The 23,972-nt window shown below is 59.4% G+C and carries 20 protein-coding genes; 13 read left to right on the forward strand and 7 right to left on the reverse strand.

The genetic code is table 11. From position 1 onward, the window contains the following. Nucleotides 1-136: 136 nt before the first annotated feature. Both hyi and gcl read right to left on the reverse strand, forming a co-directional pair. Complete coding sequence (hyi, locus tag C6Y56_RS08110; RefSeq protein ID WP_169429438.1) at nucleotides 137-919, reverse strand: hydroxypyruvate isomerase; 783 nt, start codon at nucleotides 917-919, stop codon at nucleotides 137-139. A gap of 176 nt (nucleotides 920-1,095) precedes the next feature. Next, the gene (gcl, locus tag C6Y56_RS08115; RefSeq protein WP_169429439.1) at nucleotides 1,096-2,871 is read right to left on the reverse strand and encodes a glyoxylate carboligase; all 1,776 of its coding nucleotides are present in this window, start codon (nucleotides 2,869-2,871) and stop codon (nucleotides 1,096-1,098) included. 268 nt (nucleotides 2,872-3,139) lie between these two features. On the opposite strand from gcl, the gene C6Y56_RS08120 reads away from it, so the two are divergent. Then, nucleotides 3,140-3,580, forward strand: coding sequence for a GlcG/HbpS family heme-binding protein (locus C6Y56_RS08120; protein ID WP_169429440.1), 441 nt, complete (start codon nucleotides 3,140-3,142; stop codon nucleotides 3,578-3,580). Nucleotides 3,581-3,794: 214 nt separating this feature from the next. Continuing rightward, entirely contained in the window at nucleotides 3,795-4,289 is a 495-nt protein-coding gene (locus C6Y56_RS08125) for an REP-associated tyrosine transposase (RefSeq protein ID WP_169429441.1), read from the forward strand. 70 nt (nucleotides 4,290-4,359) lie between these two features. Here C6Y56_RS08125 and C6Y56_RS08130 read toward each other — a convergent pair whose 3' ends face one another. Further along, entirely contained in the window at nucleotides 4,360-4,965 is a 606-nt protein-coding gene (locus C6Y56_RS08130) for a TetR/AcrR family transcriptional regulator (RefSeq protein ID WP_169429442.1), read from the reverse strand. A gap of 134 nt (nucleotides 4,966-5,099) precedes the next feature. On the opposite strand from C6Y56_RS08130, the gene C6Y56_RS08135 reads away from it, so the two are divergent. Continuing rightward, the gene (locus C6Y56_RS08135; protein WP_169429443.1) at nucleotides 5,100-6,014 is read left to right on the forward strand and encodes a DUF808 domain-containing protein; all 915 of its coding nucleotides are present in this window, start codon (nucleotides 5,100-5,102) and stop codon (nucleotides 6,012-6,014) included. A gap of 64 nt (nucleotides 6,015-6,078) precedes the next feature. Here the strand turns inward: C6Y56_RS08135 and C6Y56_RS08140 are convergent, their stop codons facing one another. Beyond that, nucleotides 6,079-6,867: an MlaA family lipoprotein gene (locus tag C6Y56_RS08140; protein ID WP_169429444.1), complete on the reverse strand. Its 789-nt coding sequence runs from the start codon at nucleotides 6,865-6,867 to the stop codon at nucleotides 6,079-6,081. After that, nucleotides 6,860-8,158: a serine/threonine protein kinase gene (locus C6Y56_RS08145; RefSeq protein ID WP_169429445.1), complete on the reverse strand. Its 1,299-nt coding sequence runs from the start codon at nucleotides 8,156-8,158 to the stop codon at nucleotides 6,860-6,862. Before C6Y56_RS08145 ends, C6Y56_RS08140 begins: the two co-directional genes overlap by 8 nt. Nucleotides 8,159-8,381: 223 nt before the next feature. Between C6Y56_RS08145 and C6Y56_RS08150 the strand changes: the two genes are divergently transcribed. Beyond that, the gene (locus C6Y56_RS08150) at nucleotides 8,382-8,750 is read left to right on the forward strand and encodes a hypothetical protein (protein ID WP_169429446.1); all 369 of its coding nucleotides are present in this window, start codon (nucleotides 8,382-8,384) and stop codon (nucleotides 8,748-8,750) included. A 122-nt stretch (nucleotides 8,751-8,872) separates the two neighbouring features. On the opposite strand, the gene C6Y56_RS08155 is transcribed toward C6Y56_RS08150, so the two are convergent. Beyond that, a complete protein-coding gene (locus tag C6Y56_RS08155) occupies nucleotides 8,873-10,468 on the reverse strand; it encodes a beta (1-6) glucans synthase (protein ID WP_169429447.1) in 1,596 nt (531 codons plus the stop codon). A gap of 287 nt (nucleotides 10,469-10,755) precedes the next feature. On the opposite strand from C6Y56_RS08155, the gene C6Y56_RS08160 reads away from it, so the two are divergent. The 3 genes from C6Y56_RS08160 to C6Y56_RS08170 all read left to right on the forward strand — a co-directional run bounded on the left by C6Y56_RS08160 (nucleotide 10,756) and on the right by C6Y56_RS08170 (nucleotide 13,804). Beyond that, nucleotides 10,756-11,607 (forward strand): glycine betaine ABC transporter substrate-binding protein, encoded by an 852-nt coding sequence (locus tag C6Y56_RS08160; protein ID WP_169429448.1) that lies wholly within the window; start codon nucleotides 10,756-10,758, stop codon nucleotides 11,605-11,607. Between the two features lie 230 nt (nucleotides 11,608-11,837). Continuing rightward, nucleotides 11,838-12,149 (forward strand): DUF485 domain-containing protein, encoded by a 312-nt coding sequence (locus C6Y56_RS08165; RefSeq protein ID WP_096822125.1) that lies wholly within the window; start codon nucleotides 11,838-11,840, stop codon nucleotides 12,147-12,149. Further along, nucleotides 12,146-13,804, forward strand: a complete 1,659-nt coding sequence (locus C6Y56_RS08170; RefSeq protein ID WP_169429449.1) for a cation acetate symporter — start codon at nucleotides 12,146-12,148, stop codon at nucleotides 13,802-13,804. Before C6Y56_RS08165 ends, C6Y56_RS08170 begins: the two co-directional genes overlap by 4 nt. A gap of 872 nt (nucleotides 13,805-14,676) precedes the next feature. Here the strand turns inward: C6Y56_RS08170 and gltA are convergent. Beyond that, complete coding sequence (gene gltA / locus C6Y56_RS08175; protein WP_007959044.1) at nucleotides 14,677-15,966, reverse strand: citrate synthase; 1,290 nt, start codon at nucleotides 15,964-15,966, stop codon at nucleotides 14,677-14,679. Between the two features lie 364 nt (nucleotides 15,967-16,330). On the opposite strand from gltA, the gene sdhC reads away from it, so the two are divergent. From sdhC to odhB, 6 genes are all read left to right on the forward strand, one after another. After that, the gene (sdhC, locus tag C6Y56_RS08180; RefSeq protein ID WP_011333113.1) at nucleotides 16,331-16,705 is read left to right on the forward strand and encodes a succinate dehydrogenase, cytochrome b556 subunit; all 375 of its coding nucleotides are present in this window, start codon (nucleotides 16,331-16,333) and stop codon (nucleotides 16,703-16,705) included. Next, nucleotides 16,699-17,067 carry a succinate dehydrogenase, hydrophobic membrane anchor protein gene (gene sdhD / locus C6Y56_RS08185; RefSeq protein ID WP_085710546.1) on the forward strand — a complete coding sequence of 123 codons (369 nt, stop codon included), beginning with the start codon at nucleotides 16,699-16,701 and terminating at the stop codon, nucleotides 17,065-17,067. The genes sdhC and sdhD overlap by 7 nt, the downstream gene beginning before the upstream one ends. 3 nt (nucleotides 17,068-17,070) lie before the next feature. Further along, the gene (sdhA, locus tag C6Y56_RS08190) at nucleotides 17,071-18,843 is read left to right on the forward strand and encodes a succinate dehydrogenase flavoprotein subunit (RefSeq protein ID WP_085682949.1); all 1,773 of its coding nucleotides are present in this window, start codon (nucleotides 17,071-17,073) and stop codon (nucleotides 18,841-18,843) included. Between the two features lie 11 nt (nucleotides 18,844-18,854). Next, on the forward strand, nucleotides 18,855-19,559 hold the full coding sequence (locus tag C6Y56_RS08195) for a succinate dehydrogenase iron-sulfur subunit (RefSeq protein WP_169429450.1): 705 nt from the start codon (nucleotides 18,855-18,857) through the stop codon (nucleotides 19,557-19,559). Nucleotides 19,560-19,818: 259 nt separating this feature from the next. Further along, entirely contained in the window at nucleotides 19,819-22,650 is a 2,832-nt protein-coding gene (locus C6Y56_RS08200; RefSeq protein WP_085732274.1) for a 2-oxoglutarate dehydrogenase E1 component, read from the forward strand. 42 nt (nucleotides 22,651-22,692) lie between these two features. Then, the gene (gene odhB / locus C6Y56_RS08205; RefSeq protein ID WP_169429451.1) at nucleotides 22,693-23,913 is read left to right on the forward strand and encodes a 2-oxoglutarate dehydrogenase complex dihydrolipoyllysine-residue succinyltransferase; all 1,221 of its coding nucleotides are present in this window, start codon (nucleotides 22,693-22,695) and stop codon (nucleotides 23,911-23,913) included. The last annotated feature ends 59 nt before the right edge of the window (nucleotides 23,914-23,972 follow it).

Genomic DNA, 23,972 nt, shown 5'->3' on the forward strand with positions numbered 1-23,972 from the left:
TTGCTCAAGCAAATAGGGGGTGTTGCTTTGGGTGGGAGCGGGCTTGCTCGCGAATGCGGTTCAACATTCAACATTTTCGGTGACTGATACACCGTTTTCGCGAGCAAGCCCGCTCCCACAGGGTTTTGCATTGTTCTTAAATCGCGTTATGGGTCTTCAGCCAGCCGAGGCCCGCTTCAGTGGTGGTCAGCGGTTTGTACTCGCAGCCGACCCAGCCCTGATAACCGATGCGATCAAGGTGTTCGAACAGGAAGCGGTAGTTGATCTCGCCAGTGCCCGGCTCGTTGCGGCCCGGATTGTCGGCCAGCTGCACATGGTTGATCTCGGCCAGGTGCGATTGCAGGGTGCGGGCCAGATCGCCTTCCATGATTTGCATGTGATAGATGTCGTATTGCAGGAACAGATTGGCGCTGCCGACCTGCTCGCGAATCGACAGGGCCTGCGCCGTGTTGTTCAGGTAGAAACCCGGGATGTCGCGGGTGTTGATCGCTTCCATCACCAGTTTGATGCCGACGGCTTGCAGCTTGTCGGCGGCGTACTTGAGGTTGGCGACGAAGGTCTTTTCAACGGTGGCATCGTCCACGCCCTGCGGATGAATACCGGCCAGGCAGTTGATCTGGGTGTTGCCCAGGACCTGTGCGTAAGCGATGGCCAGATCGACCCCGGCGCGGAACTCTTCGACCCGGTCCGGCAGGCACGCGATACCGCGCTCGCCCTTGGCCCAGTCACCGGCCGGCAGGTTGAACAGCACTTGGGTCAGACCGTTGGCGTCGAGTCTGGCCTTGATTTCGGCAGAGCTGAAATCGTACGGAAACAGATACTCGACACCGCTGAAGCCAGCCTTGGCGGCGGCGTCGAAACGGGCAAGGAAATCCTGTTCGGTGAACAGCATGGACAAGTTGGCTGCGAAACGCGGCATGGTGGTCTCCTAAAACGGTTTTGACGCGGGTGGTCAGACTAAACGCGATCAAGTCCCCTCTCCTGGGGAGAGGGTTAGGGTGAGGGGAATCTTGAGTCTGATCCTGATTTTGCGAGCACTGCAAAACCTTTCCCTCACCCCAGCCCTCTCCCGGAGGGAGAGGGGGCTAAAAGCAATCAGTCGAGCAACGAAATCGCGGTAGGCGCATCGTTGCCGACCAGCGCCAGGTCTTCGAATTCGTTGACGGCGTTGATCTCGGTCCCCATGGAGATGTTGGTCACACGCTCCAGAATGATCTCGACGATCACCGGCACCTTGAACTCTTCGATCAGCTCTTCGGCCTTGCGCAGGGCAGGGGCGATGTCAGCCGGTTCGAACACACGCAGTGCCTTGCAGCCCAGGCCTTCGGCGACGGCGACGTGATCGACACCGTAACCGTTGAGTTCCGGTGCGTTGAGGTTATCGAAGGACAGCTGCACGCAGTAGTCCATTTCGAACCCGCGCTGGGCCTGACGGATCAGCCCCAGGTACGAGTTGTTCACCACGACGTGGATGTACGGCAGTTTGAACTGGGCGCCGACCGCCAGTTCTTCGATCATGAACTGGAAGTCATAGTCCCCCGACAGGGCCACGACTTTACGGTTCGGATCGGCCTTCACCACGCCCAGCGCTGCCGGAATGGTCCAGCCCAACGGGCCGGCCTGGCCGCAGTTGATCCAGTGACGCGGCTTGTAGACGTGCAGGAACTGCGCGCCGGCAATCTGCGACAGACCAATGGTGCTGACGTAGCAGGTGTCCTTGCCGAACACCTGGTTCATTTCTTCGTAAACGCGCTGCGGCTTGACCGGCACGTTGTCGAAGTGGGTCTTGCGTTGCAGGCTGGACTTGCGCTGCTGGCAGTCCTGCAGCCAGGCACTGCGGTTTTTCAGCTTGCCGGCGGCTTGCCATTCACGAGCGACCTCGATGAACACGGTCAGCGCGGCGGCAGCGTCGGAAACGATGCCCAGGTCCGGAGTGAACACGCGGCCGATCTGGGTGCCTTCGATGTCGACGTGAATGAACTTGCGACCTTCGGTGTAAACATCGACCGAACCGGTGTGACGGTTAGCCCAACGGTTACCGATGCCCAGCACCACGTCGGATTTCAGCATCGTGGCGTTGCCGTAACGGTGCGAAGTCTGCAGACCGACCATGCCGACCATCAGCGGGTGATCGTCCGGAATCGTGCCCCAGCCCATCAGGGTCGGGATGACCGGGATGCCGGTCAGCTCGGCGAACTCGACCAGAAGATCGCTGGCGTCGGCGTTAATGATGCCGCCACCGGCCACCAGCAATGGACGCTCGGCCTGATCGAGGAGTGCCAGGGCCTTTTCAACCTGCACGCGGGTGGCGCTCGGCTTGGCCAGCGGCAGTGGCTGGTAGGCGTCGATGTCGAATTCGATTTCGGCCATCTGTACGTCGAACGGCAGGTCGATCAGCACCGGGCCCGGACGGCCGGAGCGCATTTCATAGAAGGCTTTCTGGAACGCATAAGGCACCTGGCCCGGCTCCAGAACGGTGGTTGCCCACTTGGTCACTGGCTTGACGATGCTGGTGATGTCGACGGCCTGGAAGTCTTCCTTGTGCATACGGGCACGGGGTGCTTGCCCGGTGATGCAGAGGATCGGGATCGAGTCCGCGGAGGCGCTGTACAGGCCGGTGACCATGTCGGTACCGGCCGGGCCGGAAGTGCCGATGCACACGCCGATGTTGCCGGCCTTGGTGCGGGTGTAGCCCTCGGCCATGTGCGAGGCGCCTTCAACGTGGCGAGCGAGGACGTGATCGATGCCACCGACTTTCTTCAGGGCGGAATACAGCGGGTTGATCGCAGCACCCGGAATGCCAAAAGCGGTATCAACCCCTTCACGGCGCATCACCAGAACGGCGGCTTCGATTGCTCTCATTTTGCTCATGGTTTTGTGCCTCTTTACGTTTTGTAATTGTATACAAGTGGCTTTGCGCAGAGTGTATTCACGGCGGACGGCGCAGGTCAATCCATTTTCTCAAGCGGCTGTTTCATTCGTCGGAAGCCTGTTCTGCTGTGGCTTTTCGTCGCATGAGGCGCTTTTCGAGAATTATTGTATACAAAAAAATAATTCATTGTGTTCTATTTGTGGCATCGGGCTGCGGCACAAACGCGCAGCCCAACGGCTTTCCCAATAACAAAATGAGGACGGCACCATGAGCGCTTTAACCTTGAAAGTCGCAGTCAAGCTGGTCAACGAAGCCATCAATGCAGGGCGGGCGATCTCCGCCGCGCCGCTGACCATCGCGGTACTGGATACCGGCGGCCATCTGGTCACCTTGCAACGCGAAGACGGCGCCAGCCTGCTGCGCCCGAACATCGCCATCGGCAAAGCCTGGGGCGCCATCGCCCTGGGCAAGGGCTCGCGCCTGCTGGCGCTGGACGCGCAACAACGCCCGGCGTTCATCGCCGCACTCAACAGCATGGGGCAGGGCAGCGTCGTGCCGGCACCGGGTGGTGTGTTGATTCGTGATCAGGCGGGGAGCGTGCTGGGTGCGATCGGCATCAGCGGCGATTTGTCGGACATCGATGAGCAGGTGGCAATCAAGGCCGTGGAGGCCCTGGATCTGCGGGCGGATGCGGGGGTGGCTGCCTGATTTTCGGCGTTTGAATTGACGCCATTGCGAGCAGGCTTACTGCTACAGGTGGTCACAGGTAGAAACATTTCTGTGGCCACCTTAAAGCCCCTGTGGGAGCGAGCCTGCTCGCGATGGCTGCCTGGCAGACACAACCTGATAAGGATCTGAACCGCCCCCCAGCCTTTTCAGGGCTAGCTTTTTTCATGACTGCAATCATGGAGGAGGCTCATCAATGTCCAATTCACCCGCTTCACACCGCCTAAGAATCGGCCGCTATGCCGAACCTGATCGCATTTATTTGCTCACTTCCAATACTTGCCAGAGAAAACCGTTTTTCAGAGATTTTGCTTTGGGCAGGTTAGTGGCCAATCAGTTTGTCTTTGCGCAGAAACAGGGTCATGTGAACTCTCTGGCTTGGGTTGTTATGCCCGATCACTTTCACTGGCTCGTTGAGCTGAAGAGGGGATCGCTCGGTGAGTTGATGCAACGGACTAAATCATTCAGTACCAAAGCCGTGAACCAGTCCACTGGCGGAAAAATCAATCTTTGGCAAAAGGGGTTTTATGACCAGGCTCTGCGCCAAGAAGATGACTTGGTGAAAATGGCACGGTATGTCGTGGCTAACCCATTGCGGGCTGGACTGGTGGAAAAGCTGTCTGACTATCCGTTGTGGGATGCCATTTGGGCTCAAGCCAAAATCGAGTCGCCTTCATCGCTAGCAGGCTAGCTCCCACAGGAGAGTTTGCGGATGCAGGAGAGTGGGAGCTAGCCTGCTAGCGATGAGGTCGCCGGAGACTTCAGTCCGGCTCGCAGCCCTTGAGCACCAACCGGGTGATGGTTTGTGCCGCCGCTTCATAGTCGGCTTCGTCGAGCTTTTCCTTGCCGGTCACGGCGGAGATCTGCCAGTCGAAGTCGGCGTAGGTCTGGGTCGCGGCCCAGATGCTGAACATCAGGTGGTTGGGGTCGATCGGGGCGATCTGGCCGCGGTCGATCCAGGTCTGGATGCAGTTGATGTTGTGCTTGGCCTGGCCATTGAGTTGCTCGACCAGGTCGGCGCTCAGGTGCGGGGCGCCGTGCATGATTTCGCTGGCGAACACCTTGGAGGCAAACGGCAGGTCGCGGGAGATGCGGATCTTCGAGCGGATGTAGCCGCTCAGCACTTCGCTCGGTACGCCGTCCGGGTTGAACGGGGTCGAGGCCTGCAGGATCGGCACGATGATACTTTCCAGTACCTCGCGGTAGAGGTTTTCCTTGGACTTGAAGTAGTAATAGACGTTGGGCTTGGGCAGTCCTGCCTTGGCGGCGATGTCGCTGGTTTTGGTCGCCGCGAAGCCCTTGTCGGCAAACTCTTCACTGGCGGCACGCAGGATCAGTTCTTTGTTGCGCTCGCGGATTGTGCTCATAAACCCGGTGGTTCCTTGCCTGTTCTGGCGGTTGCGCATGGTAGCACCGGCCTCGCGCGACGCTCAACAATGCCCCGTGTGGCCTGCAGTCGCGGTATGCTGCGCGGCATTATTCACATAAGGAAACATGATTCATGGCAGGAAGCAGTTTGCTGGTGCTGATCGACGACATCGCTACCGTTCTGGATGATGTGGCGTTGATGAGCAAAATGGCCGCCAAGAAGACCGCCGGGGTGCTCGGCGATGACCTGGCGCTCAATGCCCAGCAAGTCTCCGGCGTACGCGCCGAGCGGGAAATTCCCGTCGTGTGGGCGGTGGCCAAGGGCTCGTTCGTCAACAAGCTGATCCTGGTACCGTCGGCGCTGGCGATCAGTGCCTTTGTGCCGTGGCTGGTGACGCCGCTGTTGATGGTCGGTGGCGCGTATCTGTGCTTCGAAGGTTTCGAAAAGCTCGCGCACCCGCTGCTGCACGGCAAGGATGAAGATCAGGCCGAGCATGCGCAGTTGACCGCCGCGGTGGCCGATCCTGCGACCGATCTGGTGGCCTACGAGAAGGACAAGATCAAAGGCGCTATCCGCACCGACTTCATCCTTTCGGCGGAAATCATCGCCATCACCCTCGGCACCGTGGCCGAGGCTTCGCTGACCCAGCAAGTGATCGTGATGTCGGGCATCGCTATCGTGATGACCGTGGGCGTCTATGGCCTGGTGGCCGGGATCGTCAAGCTCGATGACCTCGGCCTGTGGCTGACGCAGAAGCCCGGCGCTGCGGCGAAACGCATTGGCAACGCGATCCTGCGGGCCGCGCCTTACATGATGAAAGGCTTGTCGGTGATCGGCACGGCGGCGATGTTCCTGGTCGGCGGCGGCATCCTCACTCACGGCGTACCGCAGGTGCATGACTGGATCGAGAGCGTGGCCGCTGCGGCGGGCAGCGTAGGGTTTGCAGTGCCTGTGTTGCTCAACGGCGTCGCGGGGGTCGTGGCGGGGGCAGTGGTGCTGGCTGTCGTATCGGTCGTCGGGAAGATCTGGAAAGCCCTGAAGGGCTGATGTCTGCTCAATGAAAAAGGCCATTCGATTTGCATCGAATGGCCTTTTTTTGTAACTGCCGGATTTACTCGGCGATCTGCAGTTTGCGCGATTCGGTATACACGTAGCGCACCTTCTCGTACTCGAACGGCGAGTTCATCTGGCCGTATCGGAAATGGGTCTGATAGCGCTTGTCGACTGCCCGCAGCGCCCAGATTTCCGGATGGTTTTCGCTGACTTTCGATACGTTCAGGTAGTTGATCGCCGATTCGGCGGTGTAGTCCACCGCGAGGCCCGCGGTGTCGCGGATGTTCGACGGGCCGAGAATCGGCAGCACGAAGTAGGCGCCGCCCGGTACACCGTAGAAGCCCAGGGTCTGGCCGAAGTCTTCGTTCTGGCGTGGCAGGCCCATGGCGGTGGCCGGATCCCACAGGCCGGCGATGCCGATGGTGGTGTTGAGCAGCAGGCGCGCGGTGGTTTCCATCGAGCGCTTGCCTTTGAACTGCAACAGGCTGTTGACCAGGTTCGGCACGTCGCCAAGGTTGTTGAAAAAGTTGCTCACACCGGAACGCACGAAGCCGGGCGTGACATAACGATAACCATCGACCACCGGCAGGAACACCCATTGGTCGAAGCGGTAGTTGAAGTGGTAGACCCGGCGGTTCCACGATTCCAGCGGGTCATACACATTCAGCGCGTTGAGCGTGGAGCGCTCGAACTCGCGCTGGTCCAGTCCCGGGTTGAACTTGAGTTTGGACAGCGGCTCCTTGAAGCCGTCACTGTCGACCACCACCGGTGCGTTGGCTTTGCTGTTGTCGGCCTGGGCCACGCCTGCACAGAGTAACGCTGCAAACAGCAGGAGATATTTAGCCACGGAAGAACTCCAGCATGGCGTCGCTGTTGACGCGGTAGTTAAGGTTGCCGCAATGGCCGCCCAGTGGGTAAACCGTCAGCCGATCGCCGAAGGTCTTGCGCAGGAAGCTGAGGTCGCCGGGGCCGAGGATCACGTCGTCGGCGTTGTGCATCACGGCGATTTTCGGGCTGTCGTGCAGGTAATCCTTGAGGGCGTACAGGCTGACCTGATCGATCAGTTGCAGCAGGCTGCCGCCGTCGGTGCGGGCGCGCCACATCGGGATCACCTGTTCAGTCAGGTAGCAGTCGAAGTCGCATTGCAGCGCACGCTTGAGGAACGGCGTGAGGCTGGTGCCTTCGGTGATCGGGAATTTCGGCGGGGTGATCAGACCGCGACGGTTGATCAGGTCAGAGGTAAAGGCGATGTCGGCGGCCGAGAAACGGAACGAGGTGCCGATCAGCATCGCCATCTGCTCGTTGCTCAGGTGCTGCTTGGACTGCTGGAAGTCATAGAGCAACGCATCGTTGAGGTCGATGTAGCCCTTTTGCTGGAAGTAGCGGGTCAACTTGGACAGCACCAGTTCATAGAACGTGGTGCTGTTGTTGATGCCCTTGACCTCGGTCTGCACCAGCTTGTCGAGGTTGGTGATCGAGGTGTAGAGGTTGACCGGCGGATTCAGCAGCAGGACTTTCTTGAAGTTGAAACTGCGGCGGGTTTCGTCCAGGTGAGCGACGAACGCAGCGTCCAGCGCACCGAGGCTGTAGCCGCTCAAGTAATAGTCGGTGACCGGCACCTTCGGATTTTGCGCGCGAACGGCCTGCATCACCCGGTACATGTCTTCGGCGTCTTCCTTGGTCACGCCGGGGGTGGCGAAGCGCGAGGCGGCGCTCATGAAGTCGAAACTGGTGGGGGAGGACAGCTGCACCACGTGGTAGCCGGCCTTGTAGTAGAGCTTTTTCAGGTATTCGTTGAGGCTGCTGTCATAACGCGCGCCGGTGCCGGCAATCAGGAAGATCAGCGGGGCCGCCTTGTCCTGGGTGGCGATGCGATAGGTGAGTTTTTTCACTGCCCAGAAATTGTCCGGCAGGATGAACTCGCGTTCCGGGCGCAGGGTGACGCTGCGGTCGGTCTGATTGATGTCGTCGTCCGACGGCAACTCCGGCCGCAGGTCCGGCGGCGTGGTGGCGATGGTCGCTTCGAACGGGTTGGTCAGGGGATAGCCATAGCTGGCGGCGTCGATATCCACCGCCAGCGCGGACGCACTCAGAATAAGGCCGCCAAACAGGGCGGCGAAGCGCAAGGATCGGAGCATGAGTGAATCCCTTAAAGGAAGGTGCCGAATGAGGTTCGCAGGCTATGACCACTGGGTTAGCGCCAAAGTGCCATGCCGAGGCACCAAACTGACGGAATTCGGGGTAATAGCAGTCGGACGATACACTTTGCGCGGATCGAATGACCAGTTAAGAGTTGTTAGTTCTTGCACAAGGCTGGCAGGCGATTAAGCTGGCCGCCGATTTCATCGATTGGAGTGCTCCATGTCCCGCCGCTTGCCTGTGATTCTGCTGCTCGTTCTGTTGCCGTTATGGCTGGCTGCCAGTTATGGCGCGCGTTATGGCTTTATGGAGGACGCGCAATGGGTGGGCATCTGCGTGGATGAGGCGAGCCGATGGGAATGCTCGGTGCGCTCGAACCTTGGGCTGTTGATCCACTTTCAGGTGCTGGGCTGGGCGGCCATTGCAGCTGCGGTGATCGGTTTTGTCGTGCCAGGACGGGCAGGGTGGTGGCTGGCGGTGCTGGCGCTGGTGTTCGGGTTGCCGGCGCTGGCGCTGTACAACACGACGCTGGCGGTGTTTGCGGTGGTGATTGCCGGGTTGCGGCTGGTTAGAGAGTCCCGCGGCGTCTGACAGTGAGCCATCGCCGGCAAGCCAGCTCCCGCACTTGATCCATGCAGACACAGAACCTGTGGCAGACGGGAATCCTGTGGGAGCTGGCTTGCCAGCGAAGAGGCGGGTTCAGTCTCTGAAGGTCAGCCCTTGCGAACCTGCAGGCAGCGCCACAACGCTGCCACCATCAACCCGCTGACCAGCGCCCAGCCCCACGCCTGCTGGTTCTGCAGACCTTCACGGAACAGCTGCGGGGCGATGCCCGCGCCAATGATGAAGGTCAGCAAGGCGATTTCCCGGCGCGGCACGCTCACCGGACGGCACAGATAAACCAGCGCCGGCAGGATGAACGCCATGCTCGCAAAGCTGCGATAGCGCGGATCGAACACCATCTCCAGCATCATCACCGCGCTGGCAAAACCGGCTGCCGCTACCAGCCAGCCGGCCCGGCGTTCGAACACGGCGAAGGCGCGCTCACGCCAGCCATTGCGGGCGCTCAAGGTGAGCGCGGCGTGGGCCAGAATCAGCAGGTTCAGTGTCGTCAGCAAACCGACCCACAGCCATTCGCTGGTGAACCGCGTGGTCACCCGTGCCAGATCGCCCCAGGCGCCAATCGAACAGGCGGCCAGTGCGCCGAGCAGAGGCAGGATCAGGGCGCTGCGGGTCGTGCGCACGCGACCGCCCAGCAGCAGCGTGCCAATGAAAATCAGCCCGCCGACGCCCAGCCACTGTTTCCAGTACGGCACGTTGGTCACCGGCCCGGCGAGTACCCCCTTGTCCTGACGGTCCGCATCGAACAATCCCCAGTAACCGCCGACCGCGCCTTCACTGCCGCGCTTCCACGGCTGGTCGAAGGCTTCGATCAGGTTATAACGCCAGCCCTGCTGTTCCGCGAGGGTGACAAAACCGCGAATGAACTTGGCTTCGTTGACCCGGCTCGGCAGCGCGGTTTCCCGCTGGCGGCCTTCGCTCGGCCAGCCGGTTTCGCCAATCATTACGTCCTTGGGGGCGAACTTGTTGCCGAACACCTGGCGCACATCGGCCACGTGTTGCAGGGCAGCGTCGATGTTCGATGGATCGTCTTCCCAGTACGGCAGCAAATGAATGGTCAGGAAGTCCACCGCCGGCGCGACTTCCGGGTGCTTGAGCCAGAACTCCCAGACATCGGCGTAGGTCACCGGTTGCTTGATATGGCTTTTGACCTTGTTGATCAACTTCGCCAGTTGCGCACCGGTAACTTCCTTGCGCAGCAAGGCTTCGTTGCCGACGATCACTGCACTGACCACGTCCGGGTTGGCGTTGGCCGAGGCGATCAGCAGATCGACTTCTTTCTCGGTGTCCACCGGGTTGCTGTTGACCCAGGCGCCGATCATCAGCTTCAAGCCATGCTTGCGTGCCAGCTCCGGCAGGGCTTCGAGGCCGGTCATGGAATAGGTGCGGATGCATTCGAAGCGGGTGGCGAGCAGGGCCAGGTCGGCGTCCATGCGCTCCGGGCGCAGTCTGAACGGCACGTCGAATGGCGACTGATCCTTGTCGAACGGGGTGTAGGAGGCGCATTGCAACTTGTGGGTCGGGGTGGCGACGTCCGGCAGGATCACCGGTTTGCCGAGGCCGTACCAGAAGCTGCACAGGGCAAACAGCCCCAGCAGGCAGGCGAACAGATAAGGAAGAAAGGGGAAACGGGAAGTCGCGGACATGGTCAGGCCGAGTGGCTGCAAAGCGACGCATGTTACCTGCATTTATAAGGAGGTTGGTGGCCCGCGCGATTTTGACATGCAAAGTTCGGGCGGATTGTCTGGCGCCAAATATCCGGACGCAGTTAATGGCTTTCTGATGTCGTTTCTCGTTGCCTTGAGGTCGCTGACAGAGCAGGTCTTATCGGGCGTCAGGTTGATGATCGGAGCCATCAGTACTCCGCTGATGTTCGAACGAGTTCGCGGTCAGGCGTGATGGGGGCGCTGTGCACCATAACAATACGTTGACGATGTCCGGCATCCGTCGGGCGCAGCATTTCGGGGAAGTAACGATGAAGATGCGACGACTTTTAGGCGCAGGTGCCGCTCTGGTACTTGCGATGAGCTCCACTTTCGCCAGCGCTGAAAAACAGACCCTGAACATCGGTTACGTTGACGGCTGGTCCGACAGCGTCGCGACCACCCATGTGGCGGCCGAAGTGATCAAGCAGAAACTTGGCTACGACGTGAAACTGCAGGCCGTCGCCACCGGGATCATGTGGCAGGGTGTTGCCACCGGCAAACTCGACGCCATGCTCTCGGCCTGGCTGCCGGTGACCCACGGCGAATACTGGACCAAGAACAAGGATCAGGTCGTCGATTACGGCCCGAACTTCAAGGACGCGAAAATCGGCCTGATCGTGCCGGAGTATGTGAAAGCCAAGTCGATCGAAGACCTGAAAACCGATGACACGTTCAAGAATCGCATCGTCGGCATCGATGCCGGTTCAGGCGTGATGCTCAAGACCGATCAGGCCATCAAGGATTACGGCCTCGACAAATACACCCTCAAGGCCAGTTCCGGCGCCGGCATGATTGCCGAGCTGACCCGTGCCGAGAAGAAAAACGAATCCATCGCCGTCACCGGTTGGGTGCCGCACTGGATGTTCGCCAAGTGGAAACTGCGTTTCCTCGACGACCCGAAAGGCGTGTATGGCGCGGCTGAAACCGTGAACAGCATCGGCAGCAAGGAGCTGGCGACCAAGGCGCCGGAAGTGGCCAAGTTCCTGAAGAACTTCCAGTGGGCTTCGAAAGACGAAATCGGCGAAGTCATGCTGGCGATCCAGGACGGTGCCAAACCTGACGCAGCCGCCAAGGACTGGGTCGCCAAACACCCGGACCGCGTGGCTGAATGGACCAAGTAATCTAAGTCGAAGCGTCTACTCTGCGCTTCCCAGGGCCGCCCGGCCTTCTCGTCGGGCGGCCTTTTTTATTGCCCTTCCTTTAATGGCGGATGCGCAACTTTTTCGGGCCGTCTGGAAATTGGCAAAAACGCCATGGCGTTCTACTACTAAGGTCGTCTGGAAGCCGGCTCGCAGCCGCATACAGTGGATACGTTCCAAAAATAAAAATCTGTGCTGCGAGGATAAAAACAATGAACGACAGCATTTACCTCTCTATTCAGAACAGCCCGCGCTTCAAGGAGCTGGTGAAAAAAAGGGAAAGGTTCGCCTGGATACTCTCGGCGATCATGCTAGGGCTCTACTCCGGATTCATCCTGCTGATCGCGTACGGGCCGCAAGTGCTCGGGACCAAGATCAGTGCCGGCTCATCGATCACCTGGGGCATCCCCATCGGTGTCGGGCTGATCGTCTCGGCCTTCGTCCTGACCGGTATCTACGTACGCCGCGCCAATGGCGAGTTCGACGACCTGAACAATGCGATTCTCAAGGAGGCTCAGCAATGATCCGGCGTCTACTGGCTCTTTTGAGCATCGCAGCGTTCGCTCCAGCCGCCTGGGCCGCTGACGCCCTGACCGGCGAAGTCCACAAACAACCGCTCAACGTTTCCGCGATCGTCATGTTCGTGGTGTTCGTCGGCGCGACCCTGTGCATCACCTATTGGGCGTCCAAACGCAACAAGTCGGCCGCCGACTACTATGCGGCGGGCGGCAAGATCACCGGTTTCCAGAACGGTCTGGCGATTGCCGGTGACTACATGTCGGCAGCGTCCTTCCTGGGTATCTCCGCGCTGGTGTTCACCTCCGGCTACGACGGCCTGATCTATTCGATCGGCTTTCTGGTGGGCTGGCCGATCATTCTGTTCCTGATCGCCGAGCGTCTGCGTAACCTGGGCAAGTACACCTTTGCTGACGTGGCGTCCTACCGCCTCGGGCAAACCCAGATCCGCACGCTGTCTGCCTGCGGTTCGCTGGTGGTGGTGGCGTTCTACCTGATCGCGCAAATGGTTGGTGCCGGCAAGCTGATCCAGCTGCTGTTCGGTCTCGACTACCACGTTGCGGTGATCCTGGTCGGTATCCTGATGTGCCTGTACGTGCTGTTCGGCGGCATGCTGGCGACCACCTGGGTGCAGATCATCAAGGCTGTGCTGTTGCTGTCCGGTGCCTCGTTCATGGCGCTGATGGTGATGAAGCACGTCAACTTCGACTTCAACACCCTGTTCTCCGAAGCCATCAAGGTTCACACCAAGGGCGAGGCGATCATGAGCCCCGGCGGGCTGGTGAAAGACCCGATCTCGGCGTTCTCCCTCGGCCTGGCACTGATGTTCGGTACCGCTGGCCTGCCGCACATCCTGATGCGCTTCTTCACTGTGAGTGACGCGAAAGAAGCCCGTAAGAGCGTGCTGTACGCCACCGGTTTCATTGGCTACTTCTACATCCTGACCTTCATCATCGGCTTCGGCGCGATCCTGCTGGTCAGCACCAACCCGGCCTTTAAAGATGCGGCGGGCGCGCTGCTCGGCGGCAACAACATGGCGGCGGTGCACCTGGCCAACGCCGTGGGCGGCAGCATCTTCCTCGGCTTCATCTCGGCCGTGGCGTTCGCAACCATTCTGGCGGTCGTGGCCGGTCTGACCCTGGCCGGCGCTTCGGCGGTGTCCCATGACCTGTACGCCAGCGTGATCAAGAAGGGCAAGGCCAACGACAAGGATGAGATCCGCGTTTCGAAGATCACCACCATCGCGCTGGGCGTTCTGGCCATCGGCCTGGGCATCCTGTTCGAAAGCCAGAACATCGCGTTCATGGTGGGTCTGGCGTTCTCCATCGCGGCCAGTTGCAACTTCCCGGTGCTGCTGCTCTCAATGTACTGGAAGAAGCTGACCACCCGTGGCGCCATGATTGGCGGCTGGCTGGGGCTGGTGAGTGCGGTGGGGCTGATGATTCTTGGCCCGACCATCTGGGTGCAGATTCTGCATCATGAGAAGGCGATCTTCCCTTACGAGTATCCGGCGCTGTTTTCGATGATCATTGCGTTCATCGGCATCTGGTTCTTCTCGATCACCGATAAGTCGGCGGCGGCAGAGAACGAGCGTGCGCTGTTCTTCCCGCAGTTTGTGCGTTCGCAGACTGGGTTGGGGGCGAGTGGGGCGGTTTCGCACTGAGGCTTCTAGGTTGAATATGTAGGTTGAGTTGGATGGAAATGCCCTGGTCGAGAGATTGGGGCATTTTTTTTGTGGGCGGTTATCGGATGTTCTTGGGAGGTGGGTGTATATCCGTTGCCGCGGTAACGGCTTCTTGGGGTTCCGCCCTTACGGCGGGTCACTTTTTACAAACGCCTAAAAAGTAACCAAAAACGCTTGCTCCTACGTTCGGCCCGCTCGCTGAGGCTCGGGGTTCCTTCGCTCCGGGATTCATCCGGGGGGCATCGCCTACGGTTTGCTTCGCTGCACCTCCTCTCGATGTGTTTGGCTTCGCCAAACGGTCGCTGCGCTCCCACCCCCGGATAAATCCCTCCACTCAGCCTTCCGACGTCGCCCGAAGATCAAGAGCGGTACTTGAGCTAACGCTCATCGTGTTGAGTGGGGAGGAGGAGCTCTTGATCTGGCCTTTGCTCTGGCTCTGGCTCTGGCTCTGGCTTTTGATTTTTTGCCCCTTCGGCAGGCCGAGCGGAGGTGTCCGTCAGGGGGGAGGCGCGCAGCGCCGTGCGGCGAAGCCGCATACATCGAAAGGAGGTGCAGCGAAGCAAACCGTAGGCGATGCCCCCTGATGGACACCGTAGCGAGGGAACACTGAGCCTAAGCGAAGTGCCGTACGTAGGAGCAAGCGTTTTTGGTTACTTTTTTGGCGTTTGAAAAAAGTGACTCGCTGTAAGAGCGAAACCGCCAGCGGCAGCACCCGAAGCAACGGATATGTACCCAATCAACAAAAAAACCAGTCGGCCCAAAGGCCGCTGAGATGAAACAAACAAAAACGGCCCCCATTCTCATGGAGGCCGTTCCCGGTACAACGCTAAGACGCTATCGCAAGACAGCCCTTATTTGCGGTCTTCCAATTTGGTGATATCCCGCGACTCGTAACCAGTGTACAGCTGACGCGGACGGCCAATCTTGTACGGGCTCGAGAGCATTTCCTTCCAGTGGGAGATCCAGCCGACAGTACGTGCCAGGGCAAAGATCACGGTGAACATGCTGGTCGGAATGCCGATCGCCTTGAGGATGATCCCCGAGTAGAAGTCGACGTTCGGGTACAGCGAGCGTTCGATGAAGTACGGATCGGTCAGAGCGATCTCTTCCAGGCGCATGGCCAGTTCGAGTTGCGGATCGTTCTGGATGCCCAGTTCCTTCAATACTTCGTCGCAGGTCTGCTTCATGACAGTCGCGCGAGGGTCGCGGTTCTTGTAGACGCGGTGACCGAAGCCCATCAGCTTGAACGGATCGTTCTTGTCCTTGGCCTTGGCGATGAACTTGTCGATGTTCGAGACATCGCCGATTTCATCGAGCATGGTCAGCACGGCTTCGTTCGCACCGCCGTGGGCAGGGCCCCACAGTGCGGCGATACCGGCGGCGATACAGGCGAACGGGTTGGCACCCGAAGAGCCCGCCAGGCGCACGGTGGAGGTCGAAGCGTTCTGCTCGTGGTCGGCATGGAGGATGAAGATCCGGTCCATGGCCTTGGCGAGTACCGGGCTGATCGGTTTGATCTCGCACGGGGTGTTGAACATCATGTGCAGGAAGTTTTCCGCGTACGACAGGTCGTTGCGCGGGTACATCATGGGTTGACCCATGGAGTACTTGTAAACCATCGCGGCCAGGGTCGGCATCTTGGCAACCAGGCGGATCGCGGAGATTTCGCGATGCTGCGGGTTATTGATGTCGAGGGAGTCGTGGTAGAAGGCCGAGAGGGCGCCGACTACACCACACATGACGGCCATCGGGTGGGCGTCGCGGCGGAAGCCGTTGAAGAAGGTTTTCAGCTGCTCGTGAACCATGGTGTGGTTCTTCACGGTGCCGACGAACTGGGCCTTTTGCTCTGCAGTCGGCAGTTCGCCGTTCAGCAGCAGGTAGCAGGTTTCCAGGTAGTCCGACTTTTCAGCCAGTTGTTCGATCGGGTAGCCGCGGTGCAGCAGGATGCCGTTGTCGCCGTCGATATAGGTGATCTTCGATTCGCAGGAAGCGGTCGACATGAAACCGGGGTCGAAAGTGAAGCGGCCCGTGGCCGTCAGGCCCCGAACATCGATTACATCGGGACCAACGGTGCCGGTTAAAATGGGCAGCTCGACGGGGGCTGCGCCCTCGATGATCAACTGCGCTTTTTTGTCAGCCATGTGGCCTCCTATTTATGCTTGAAATCATCAGACAGACCCCCCACGCAGGGCCCGCACCACTATAGTGAGATAAATTCGAATGTCAATTTGCCTAAAGTCTTGCTCCAGAAGGCTTTAACCGTACTTTTTCCTCGAAATTGCCTGCCATTTACGCCTTTTATACGACTTGTGCAATCCGCTATTGGGGGTAGGCGATTGCGTTGTCATTAGTAGCCTAACTGTCTATACTCGGCGACCGACCGCCAAGGGCTTTTGGGCTTGCTTTCATTGGGGGTCGCATCCCTGGGTGGTGGTTACCTGACCAGTGCACTCCCCAACAACTTTGCCCTGATTGTTAGGGGCTCTTCAGTGTGAAAAAAAAGCCGTGAAAAGCCAACGACCTGTAAACCTAGACCTAAGGACCATCAAACTCCCCATCACCGGCGTTACGTCGTTTCTTCACCGTGTTTCCGGCATCATCCTCTTCCTGGGCCTCGGCATCATGCTTTATGCATTGGGCAAATCCCTGGGTTCCGAGGAAGGTTATGTCGAGGTGAAGGCATGCTTGACCAGCCCGCTGGCCAAGTTCGTAGCATGGGGCCTCCTGTCCGCTCTTCTGTATCACCTGGTTGCCGGTGTGCGCCACTTGATCATGGACATGGGCATCGGTGAGACGCTGGAAGGCGGCCGCCTGGGCTCGAAACTGATCATCGCCGTTTCCGTGGTGCTGATCGTTCTGGCAGGAGTTTGGATATGGTAACCAGCGTTACAAACCTTTCGCGTTCGGGCCTCTATGACTGGATGGCACAGCGTGTGTCTGCGGTCGTTCTCGCGGCTTATTTCATATTCCTGATCGGCTACCTCGCCGCTCACCCGGGCATCGGTTATGAACAATGGCATGGCCTGTTCGCCCACAACGGAATGCGTATCTTCAGTCTGCTGGCACTGGTTGCCCTGGGCGCTCACGCCTGGGTCGGCATGTGGACCATCGCGACCGACTACCTGACGCCGATGGCGCTGGGCAAGTCTGCGACTGCAGTACGTTTCCTTTTCCAGGCAGTATGCGGCGTCGCGATGTTCGCTTACTTCGTCTGGGGTGTGCAGATTCTCTGGGGTATCTGATTCATGGCTAACATTCCAACGATTTCTTTCGACGCCATCATCATTGGCGGCGGCGGTGCCGGCATGCGCGCTGCGCTGCAGCTGGCACAGGGCGGTCACAAGACTGCCGTGATCACCAAGGTCTTCCCGACCCGTTCGCACACTGTTTCCGCCCAGGGCGGCATCACCTGCGCCATCGCGTCGGCCGACCCGAACGATGACTGGCGCTGGCACATGTACGATACCGTCAAGGGTTCCGACTACATCGGTGACCAGGACGCTATCGAATACATGTGTCAGGAAGGCCCGGCTGCCGTTTTCGAGCTGGATCACATGGGGCTGCCGTTCTCGCGTACCGAAACCGGCCGTATCTACCAGCGTCCGTTCGGCGGTCAGTCGAAGGATTACGGTAAAGGCGGGCAGGCTGCCCGTACCTGCGCAGCATCCGACCGTACCGGTCATGCGCTGCTGCACACCCTTTATCAGGGCAACCTGAAAGCCGGTACCACGTTCCTGAACGAGTACTACGCTGTCGACCTGGTAAAAAACCAGGAAGGCGAATTCGTCGGTGTGATCGCAATCTGCATCGAAACCGGCGAAACCACCTACATCCGCGCGAAAGCCACCGTTCTGGCTACCGGCGGTGCAGGTCGTATCTATGCCTCCACCACCAACGCCCTGATCAACACCGGTGACGGCGTCGGCATGGCTCTGCGTGCTGGCGTGCCGGTACAAGACATCGAAATGTGGCAGTTCCACCCGACCGGCATCGCCGGCGCCGGTGTACTGGTTACCGAAGGTTGCCGTGGTGAAGGTGGTTACCTGATCAACAAGCACGGCGAGCGTTTCATGGAGCGTTATGCTCCGAACGCCAAAGACCTTGCCGGTCGCGACGTGGTTGCCCGTTCGATGGTTAAAGAAATCATCGCCGGCAACGGTTGCGGTCCGAACGGCGACCACGTAATGCTCAAACTCGACCACCTGGGCGAGGAAGTGCTGCACAGCCGTCTGCCAGGCATCTGCGAACTGTCGAAGACATTCGCACACGTTGACCCGGTGGTTGCTCCGGTTCCGGTTGTTCCGACTTGCCACTACATGATGGGCGGCGTTGCCACCAACATTCACGGCCAGGCGATCACCCAGGACGCCGAAGGTGTGGATCAGATCATTCCTGGTCTGTTCGCCGTCGGTGAAGTGGCTTGCGTATCGGTTCATGGTGCCAACCGTCTGGGCGGCAACTCGCTGCTCGACCTGGTGGTATTCGGTCGCGCTGCCGGCCTGCACCTGGAGAAGGCGCTGACCGATGGCATCGAATACGACGACGCTACCGAAGCCGACATCGAAGCTGCCCTGGCGCGTCTGAACGCCCTGAACAACCGTACCGACGGCGAAGACGTCGCTACCCTGCGTCGCGAGTTGCAAAGCTGCATGCAGAACTACTTCGGTGTATTCCGTACCGGCGAATACATGCAGAAGGGTATTGCCCAGCTGGCCGATCTGCGCAAGCGCATCGCCAACGTGAAGATCAACGATAAGTCGCAGGCGTTCAACACTGCACGTATCGAGGCGCTGGAACTGCAAAACCTGCTGGAAGTGGCTGAAGCTACCGCCATTGCTGCCGAAGTACGTAAAGAGTCCCGCGGCGCTCACGCCCGTGAAGACTTCGAAGATCGTGACGACGAAAACTGGCTGTGCCACACCCTGTACTTCCCGGGTGAGAAACGTGTCGCCAAGCGTGCCGTGAACTTCTCGCCGAAGACTGTTCCGACTTTCGAACCAAAAGTCCGGACTTATTAAGGGTGACCGCCATGTTGAAAGTCAGTGTTTATCGTTACAACCCTGATCAGGACGCTGCGCCGTTCATGCAGGAATTCCAGGTCGATACCGGTGGTAAGGACCTGATGGTGCTGGACGTGCTGGCCCTGATCAAAGAGCAGGACGAAGGTTTCTCCTATCGTCGCTCCTGCCGTGAAGGCGTCTGCGGCTCCGACGGCATGAACATCAACGGCAAGAACGGCCTGGCGTGCATCACGCCGCTGTCCGCTGTCGTCAAAGGTAACAAGCTGATCATTCGTCCTCTGCCAGGTTTGCCGGTTATCCGTGACCTGGTCGTCGATATGAGCATCTTCTACAAGCAATACGAGAAGGTTAAGCCTTTCCTGCAGAACGACACGCCGGCTCCGGCCATCGAGCGTCTGCAGTCCCCTGAAGAGCGTGAAAAGCTCGACGGTCTGTACGAGTGCATCCTGTGCGCCTGCTGCTCGACCTCTTGCCCGTCCTTCTGGTGGAACCCGGACAAGTTCCTGGGTCCGGCTGCACTGCTTCAAGCGTACCGCTTCCTGGCAGACAGCCGTGACACCAAGACGTCCGAGCGTCTGGCGTCCCTCGATGACCCGTTCAGCGTCTTCCGCTGCCGGGGCATCATGAACTGCGTCAACGTATGTCCGAAAGGCCTGAACCCGACTAAGGCCATCGGTCACATCCGTAACATGCTGCTTTCGAGCGGCGTGTGATTCAGAAGCTGTAAAAGTAGTACTGCTTCACCGTAGAGGCTGTGGCGCGGGCTTCAACCCGCGCCAGGGCTATAACCAGAGCAACAGCCATAAGCTGCAGCTCTTATTTTGAAGAAATGAGACAAGCAGGGGCATCCGGGCTGGTACCCGGACTATCAGTGTGATCCTAAGTGGCTTGTTTTGGTCGCTGCATTCGGACTTCTGCAAGCTTGCTCGGTGTCGGCACCGATGGTGTTCCCCTAACCGAGGGTGACCAAGCATGCAAGAAAGCGTGATGCAGCGCATGTGGAACAGCGCCTACCTTTCAGGTGGAAACGCTGCCTATGTGGAAGAGCTTTATGAGCTCTACCTGCACGACCCTAACGCTGTGCCAGAAGAGTGGCGCACCTACTTTCAGAAGCTGCCCGCCGACGGCGGCTCTGCCACCGATGTTTCGCACTCCACAATTCGCGATCATTTCGTGCTGCTGGCAAAGAACCAGCGCCGCGCCCAACCGGTTTCCGCCGGCAGCGTGAGCAGTGAGCACGAGAAGAAGCAAGTTGAAGTGCTGCGATTGATCCAGGCCTACCGTATGCGTGGCCACCAGGCAGCCCAGCTTGACCCGCTGGGGCTGTGGCAGCGTCCTGCACCTGCAGACCTGTCGATCAATCATTACGGCTTGACCAATGCCGATCTTGATACGACCTTCCGTGCCGGCGACCTGTTCATCGGCAAAGAGGAAGCGAGCCTACGCGAAATTCACGAAGCGTTGCAGCAGACATATTGCCGCACCATCGGCGCTGAATTTACGCACATCACCGATTCCGAGCAGCGCCAGTGGTTCCAGCAGCGTCTGGAAAGCGTACGTGGCCGTCCGGAATACTCCGCCGACATCAAGAGCCACCTGCTTGAGCGCGTGACGGCCGGTGAAGGCCTGGAAAAATACCTGGGTACCAAATACCCGGGCACCAAGCGTTTCGGTCTGGAAGGCGGCGAAAGCCTGATTCCGATGCTCGACGAACTGATCCAGCGTTCCGGTTCCTACGGCACCAAGGAAGTCGTCATCGGCATGGCCCACCGTGGCCGTCTGAACGTACTGGTCAACACCTTCGGCAAGAACCCGCGCGAGCTGTTCGACGAGTTCGAAGGCAAGAAGAAGGTCGAGCTGGGTTCCGGTGACGTTAAATACCACCAGGGCTTCTCGTCCAACGTGATGACCGCCGGCGGTGAAGTTCACCTGGCCATGGCGTTCAACCCGTCCCACCTGGAAATCGTTTCCCCGGTGGTCGAAGGTTCGGTACGTGCTCGTCAGGACCGTCGCAACGATGCGACCGGCGAGAAGGTATTGCCGATCTCCATCCACGGTGACGCGGCATTCGCCGGTCAAGGCGTGGTGATGGAAACCTTCCAGATGTCGCAGACCCGCGGTTTCAAGACCGGCGGTACCGTGCACATCGTGATCAACAACCAGGTCGGTTTCACCATCAGCAATCCGCTGGACTCGCGCTCCACCGAGTACGCCACCGACGTTGCGAAGATGATCCAGGCGCCGATCCTCCATGTGAATGGCGATGATCCGGAAGCCGTATTGTTCGTGACCCAGCTGGCCATCGACTACCGCATGCAGTTCAAGCGTGACGTGGTGATCGATCTGGTCTGCTACCGTCGTCGTGGCCACAACGAGGCCGACGAGCCAAGCGGCACCCAGCCACTGATGTATCAGCAGATCACCAAGCAGCGCACCACCCGTGAGCTGTACGCTGATCGTCTGACCCAGGCCGGTGTACTGGATGCCGAGCGCGTTCAGGCGAAAGTCGACGAATACCGCAACGCGCTGGACAACGGTCTGCACGTAGTGAAATCGCTGGTCAAAGAGCCGAACAAAGAGCTGTTCGTGGACTGGCGTCCGTATCTGGGCCACGCCTGGACTGCGCGTCACGACACTCGCTTCGATCTGAAGACTCTGCAGGAACTGTCCGCCAAGCTGCTGGAAATTCCGGAAGGCTTCGTGGTTCAGCGCCAGGTTGCGAAGATCTACGAAGATCGTCAGAAGATGCAAGCCGGCGGCCTGCCGATCAACTGGGGCTACGCTGAAACCATGGCGTACGCGACCCTGGCGTTCGAAGGTCACCCGATCCGCATGACCGGTCAGGACATCGGCCGCGGTACGTTCTCGCACCGTCACGCTGTTCTGCACAACCAGAAAGATGCCGGCACCTACATTCCGCTCAAGCATCTGTATGAAGGTCAGCCGCGTTTCGACCTGTACGACTCGTTCCTGTCGGAAGAGGCCGTGCTGGCGTTCGAATACGGTTACTCGACCACCACGCCGAACGCGCTGGTGATCTGGGAAGCCCAGTTCGGCGACTTCGCCAACGGTGCACAGGTTGTCATCGACCAGTTCATCACCAGCGGCGAGCACAAGTGGGGCCGTCTCTGCGGTCTGACCATGCTGCTGCCACACGGCTACGAAGGCCAGGGCCCTGAGCACAGCTCGGCGCGTCTTGAGCGTTACCTGCAGCTGTGCGCCGAGCACAACATTCAGGTGTGCATGCCGACGACTCCGGCGCAGATCTACCACTTGCTGCGTCGTCAGGTGATTCGCCCGCTGCGCAAACCGCTGGTAGTGCTGACTCCGAAGTCGCTGCTGCGTCACAAACTGGCAATCTCGACGCTGGAAGATCTGGCCGAAGGTTCCTTCCAGACCGTTATCCCGGAAATCGATGCACTGGACCCGAAAAAGGTCGAGCGCGTGGTTCTGTGCAGCGGCAAGGTCTACTACGACCTGCTGGAAAAACGCCGTGCCGAAGGCCGCGAAGATATCGCCATCGTGCGTATCGAGCAGCTGTACCCATTCCCTGAGGACGACTTGAAAGAAGTCCTGGCTCCTTACACCAACGCCAAAGCGGCTGTCTGGTGCCAGGAAGAGCCGATGAACCAGGGCGCCTGGTACTGCAGCCAGCACCACCTGCGTCGCAGCATCAGCAACCTCAACAAATCTCTCGTACTCGAGTACGCGGGCCGTGAGGCTTCTGCTGCACCTGCATGTGGTTACGCATCGATGCACGCCGAGCAGCAGGAAAAACTGCTGCAAGACGCGTTTACCGTTTAACGCCTTCGCGCACCTGAAACCGAATTTAAGGAACCACAGACAATGGCTATCGAGATCAAAGCCCCCACTTTCCCGGAATCGGTTGCCGATGGCACCGTTGCCACCTGGCACAAACAACCGGGCGACGCCGTCAAGCGTGACGAACTGATCGTCGACATCGAAACCGACAAGGTCGTTCTGGAAGTGCTGGCCACCGCTGACGGCGTGCTGGGCGCAATCGTCAAGGGCGAGGGCGAAACCGTTCTGTCCGACGAAGTCCTGGGCTCCATCGTTGAAGGCGGCGCTGCTGCCGCTGCTCCGGCTGCCGCTGCTGCTCCGGCCGCTGCTGCCGCTGCCCCGGCTGCTGCCGGCGCTGACGAAGACGCGATCGCCGCACCAGCCGCTCGCAAGCTGGCCGAAGAAAACGGCATCAACCTGGCTTCCGTTAAAGGCACCGGCAAAGACGGCCGTGTGACCAAGGAAGACGTGGTTGCCGCAGTTGAAGCGAAGAAATCCGCTCCGGCTGCTGCGCCGAAAGCTGCTGCTCCGGCCGCTGCCGCTCCTGTGTTCGCCGCTGGCGACCGCATCGAGAAGCGCGTTCCGATGACTCGCGTTCGTGCCACCGTTGCCAAGCGCCTGGTTGAAGCCCAGTCGAACATGGCGATGCTGACCACTTTCAACGAAGTCGACATGACCGAAGTCATGGCGCTGCGTTCGAAGTACAAGGACCTGTTCGAGAAATCCCACAACGGCGTACGCCTGGGCTTCATGTCGTTCTTCGTGAAGGCTGCCACCGAAGCGCTGAAACGCTTCCCTGCGGTCAACGCTTCGATCGACGGCAACGACATCGTTTACCACGGCTATGCCGACATCGGTGTGGCAGTGTCCAGCGACCGTGGCCTGGTGGTTCCGGTTCTGCGCAACGCCGAGCACATGAGCCTGGCTGAAATCGAAGGCGGCATCGCCACCTTCGGCAAGAAGGCTCGTGACGGCAAACTGTCGATGGACGAAATGACCGGCGGTACCTTCACCATCACCAACGGTGGTACCTTCGGTTCGATGATGTCGACCCCGATCGTTAACCCGCCGCAGGCAGCGATTCTGGGCATGCACAACATCATCCAGCGTCCGATGGCCATCAACGGTCAGGTCGTTATCCGTCCGATGATGTATCTGGCACTGTCCTACGATCACCGCCTGATCGATGGCAAAGAAGCTGTGACTTTCCTGGTGACCATCAAGAACCTGCTGGAAGATCCGGCTCGTCTGTTGCTGGATATCTGATAGAAGCAGCCATGAGCTGCAGGTTTCAGGCTGCCGGGAACGGCAGTCTGGCTTGCAGC

The organism is Pseudomonas fluorescens, assembly GCF_012974785.1.
Classification (GTDB): domain Bacteria; phylum Pseudomonadota; class Gammaproteobacteria; order Pseudomonadales; family Pseudomonadaceae; genus Aquipseudomonas; species Aquipseudomonas fluorescens_BT.

What these genes read in the sequence shown, in the direction of transcription:
- sdhD (WP_085710546.1), top strand. Translation starts at nt 16,699, where the DNA reads ATGGTAACCAGCGTTACAAACCTTTCGCGTTCGGGCCTCTATGACTGG.
- odhB (WP_169429451.1), top strand. Translation starts at nt 22,693, where the DNA reads ATGGCTATCGAGATCAAAGCCCCCACTTTCCCGGAATCGGTTGCCGAT.
- C6Y56_RS08165 (WP_096822125.1), top strand. Translation starts at nt 11,838, where the DNA reads ATGAACGACAGCATTTACCTCTCTATTCAGAACAGCCCGCGCTTCAAG.
- C6Y56_RS08120 (WP_169429440.1), top strand. Translation starts at nt 3,140, where the DNA reads ATGAGCGCTTTAACCTTGAAAGTCGCAGTCAAGCTGGTCAACGAAGCC.
- gltA (WP_007959044.1), bottom strand. Translation starts at nt 15,966, where the DNA reads ATGGCTGACAAAAAAGCGCAGTTGATCATCGAGGGCGCAGCCCCCGTC.
- C6Y56_RS08160 (WP_169429448.1), top strand. Translation starts at nt 10,756, where the DNA reads ATGAAGATGCGACGACTTTTAGGCGCAGGTGCCGCTCTGGTACTTGCG.
- C6Y56_RS08155 (WP_169429447.1), bottom strand. Translation starts at nt 10,468, where the DNA reads ATGCAGGTAACATGCGTCGCTTTGCAGCCACTCGGCCTGACCATGTCC.
- C6Y56_RS08200 (WP_085732274.1), top strand. Translation starts at nt 19,819, where the DNA reads ATGCAAGAAAGCGTGATGCAGCGCATGTGGAACAGCGCCTACCTTTCA.
- C6Y56_RS08170 (WP_169429449.1), top strand. Translation starts at nt 12,146, where the DNA reads ATGATCCGGCGTCTACTGGCTCTTTTGAGCATCGCAGCGTTCGCTCCA.
- C6Y56_RS08150 (WP_169429446.1), top strand. Translation starts at nt 8,382, where the DNA reads ATGTCCCGCCGCTTGCCTGTGATTCTGCTGCTCGTTCTGTTGCCGTTA.
- C6Y56_RS08195 (WP_169429450.1), top strand. Translation starts at nt 18,855, where the DNA reads ATGTTGAAAGTCAGTGTTTATCGTTACAACCCTGATCAGGACGCTGCG.
- sdhA (WP_085682949.1), top strand. Translation starts at nt 17,071, where the DNA reads ATGGCTAACATTCCAACGATTTCTTTCGACGCCATCATCATTGGCGGC.
- C6Y56_RS08125 (WP_169429441.1), top strand. Translation starts at nt 3,795, where the DNA reads ATGTCCAATTCACCCGCTTCACACCGCCTAAGAATCGGCCGCTATGCC.
- C6Y56_RS08130 (WP_169429442.1), bottom strand. Translation starts at nt 4,965, where the DNA reads ATGAGCACAATCCGCGAGCGCAACAAAGAACTGATCCTGCGTGCCGCC.
- C6Y56_RS08135 (WP_169429443.1), top strand. Translation starts at nt 5,100, where the DNA reads ATGGCAGGAAGCAGTTTGCTGGTGCTGATCGACGACATCGCTACCGTT.
- gcl (WP_169429439.1), bottom strand. Translation starts at nt 2,871, where the DNA reads ATGAGCAAAATGAGAGCAATCGAAGCCGCCGTTCTGGTGATGCGCCGT.
- hyi (WP_169429438.1), bottom strand. Translation starts at nt 919, where the DNA reads ATGCCGCGTTTCGCAGCCAACTTGTCCATGCTGTTCACCGAACAGGAT.
- C6Y56_RS08145 (WP_169429445.1), bottom strand. Translation starts at nt 8,158, where the DNA reads ATGCTCCGATCCTTGCGCTTCGCCGCCCTGTTTGGCGGCCTTATTCTG.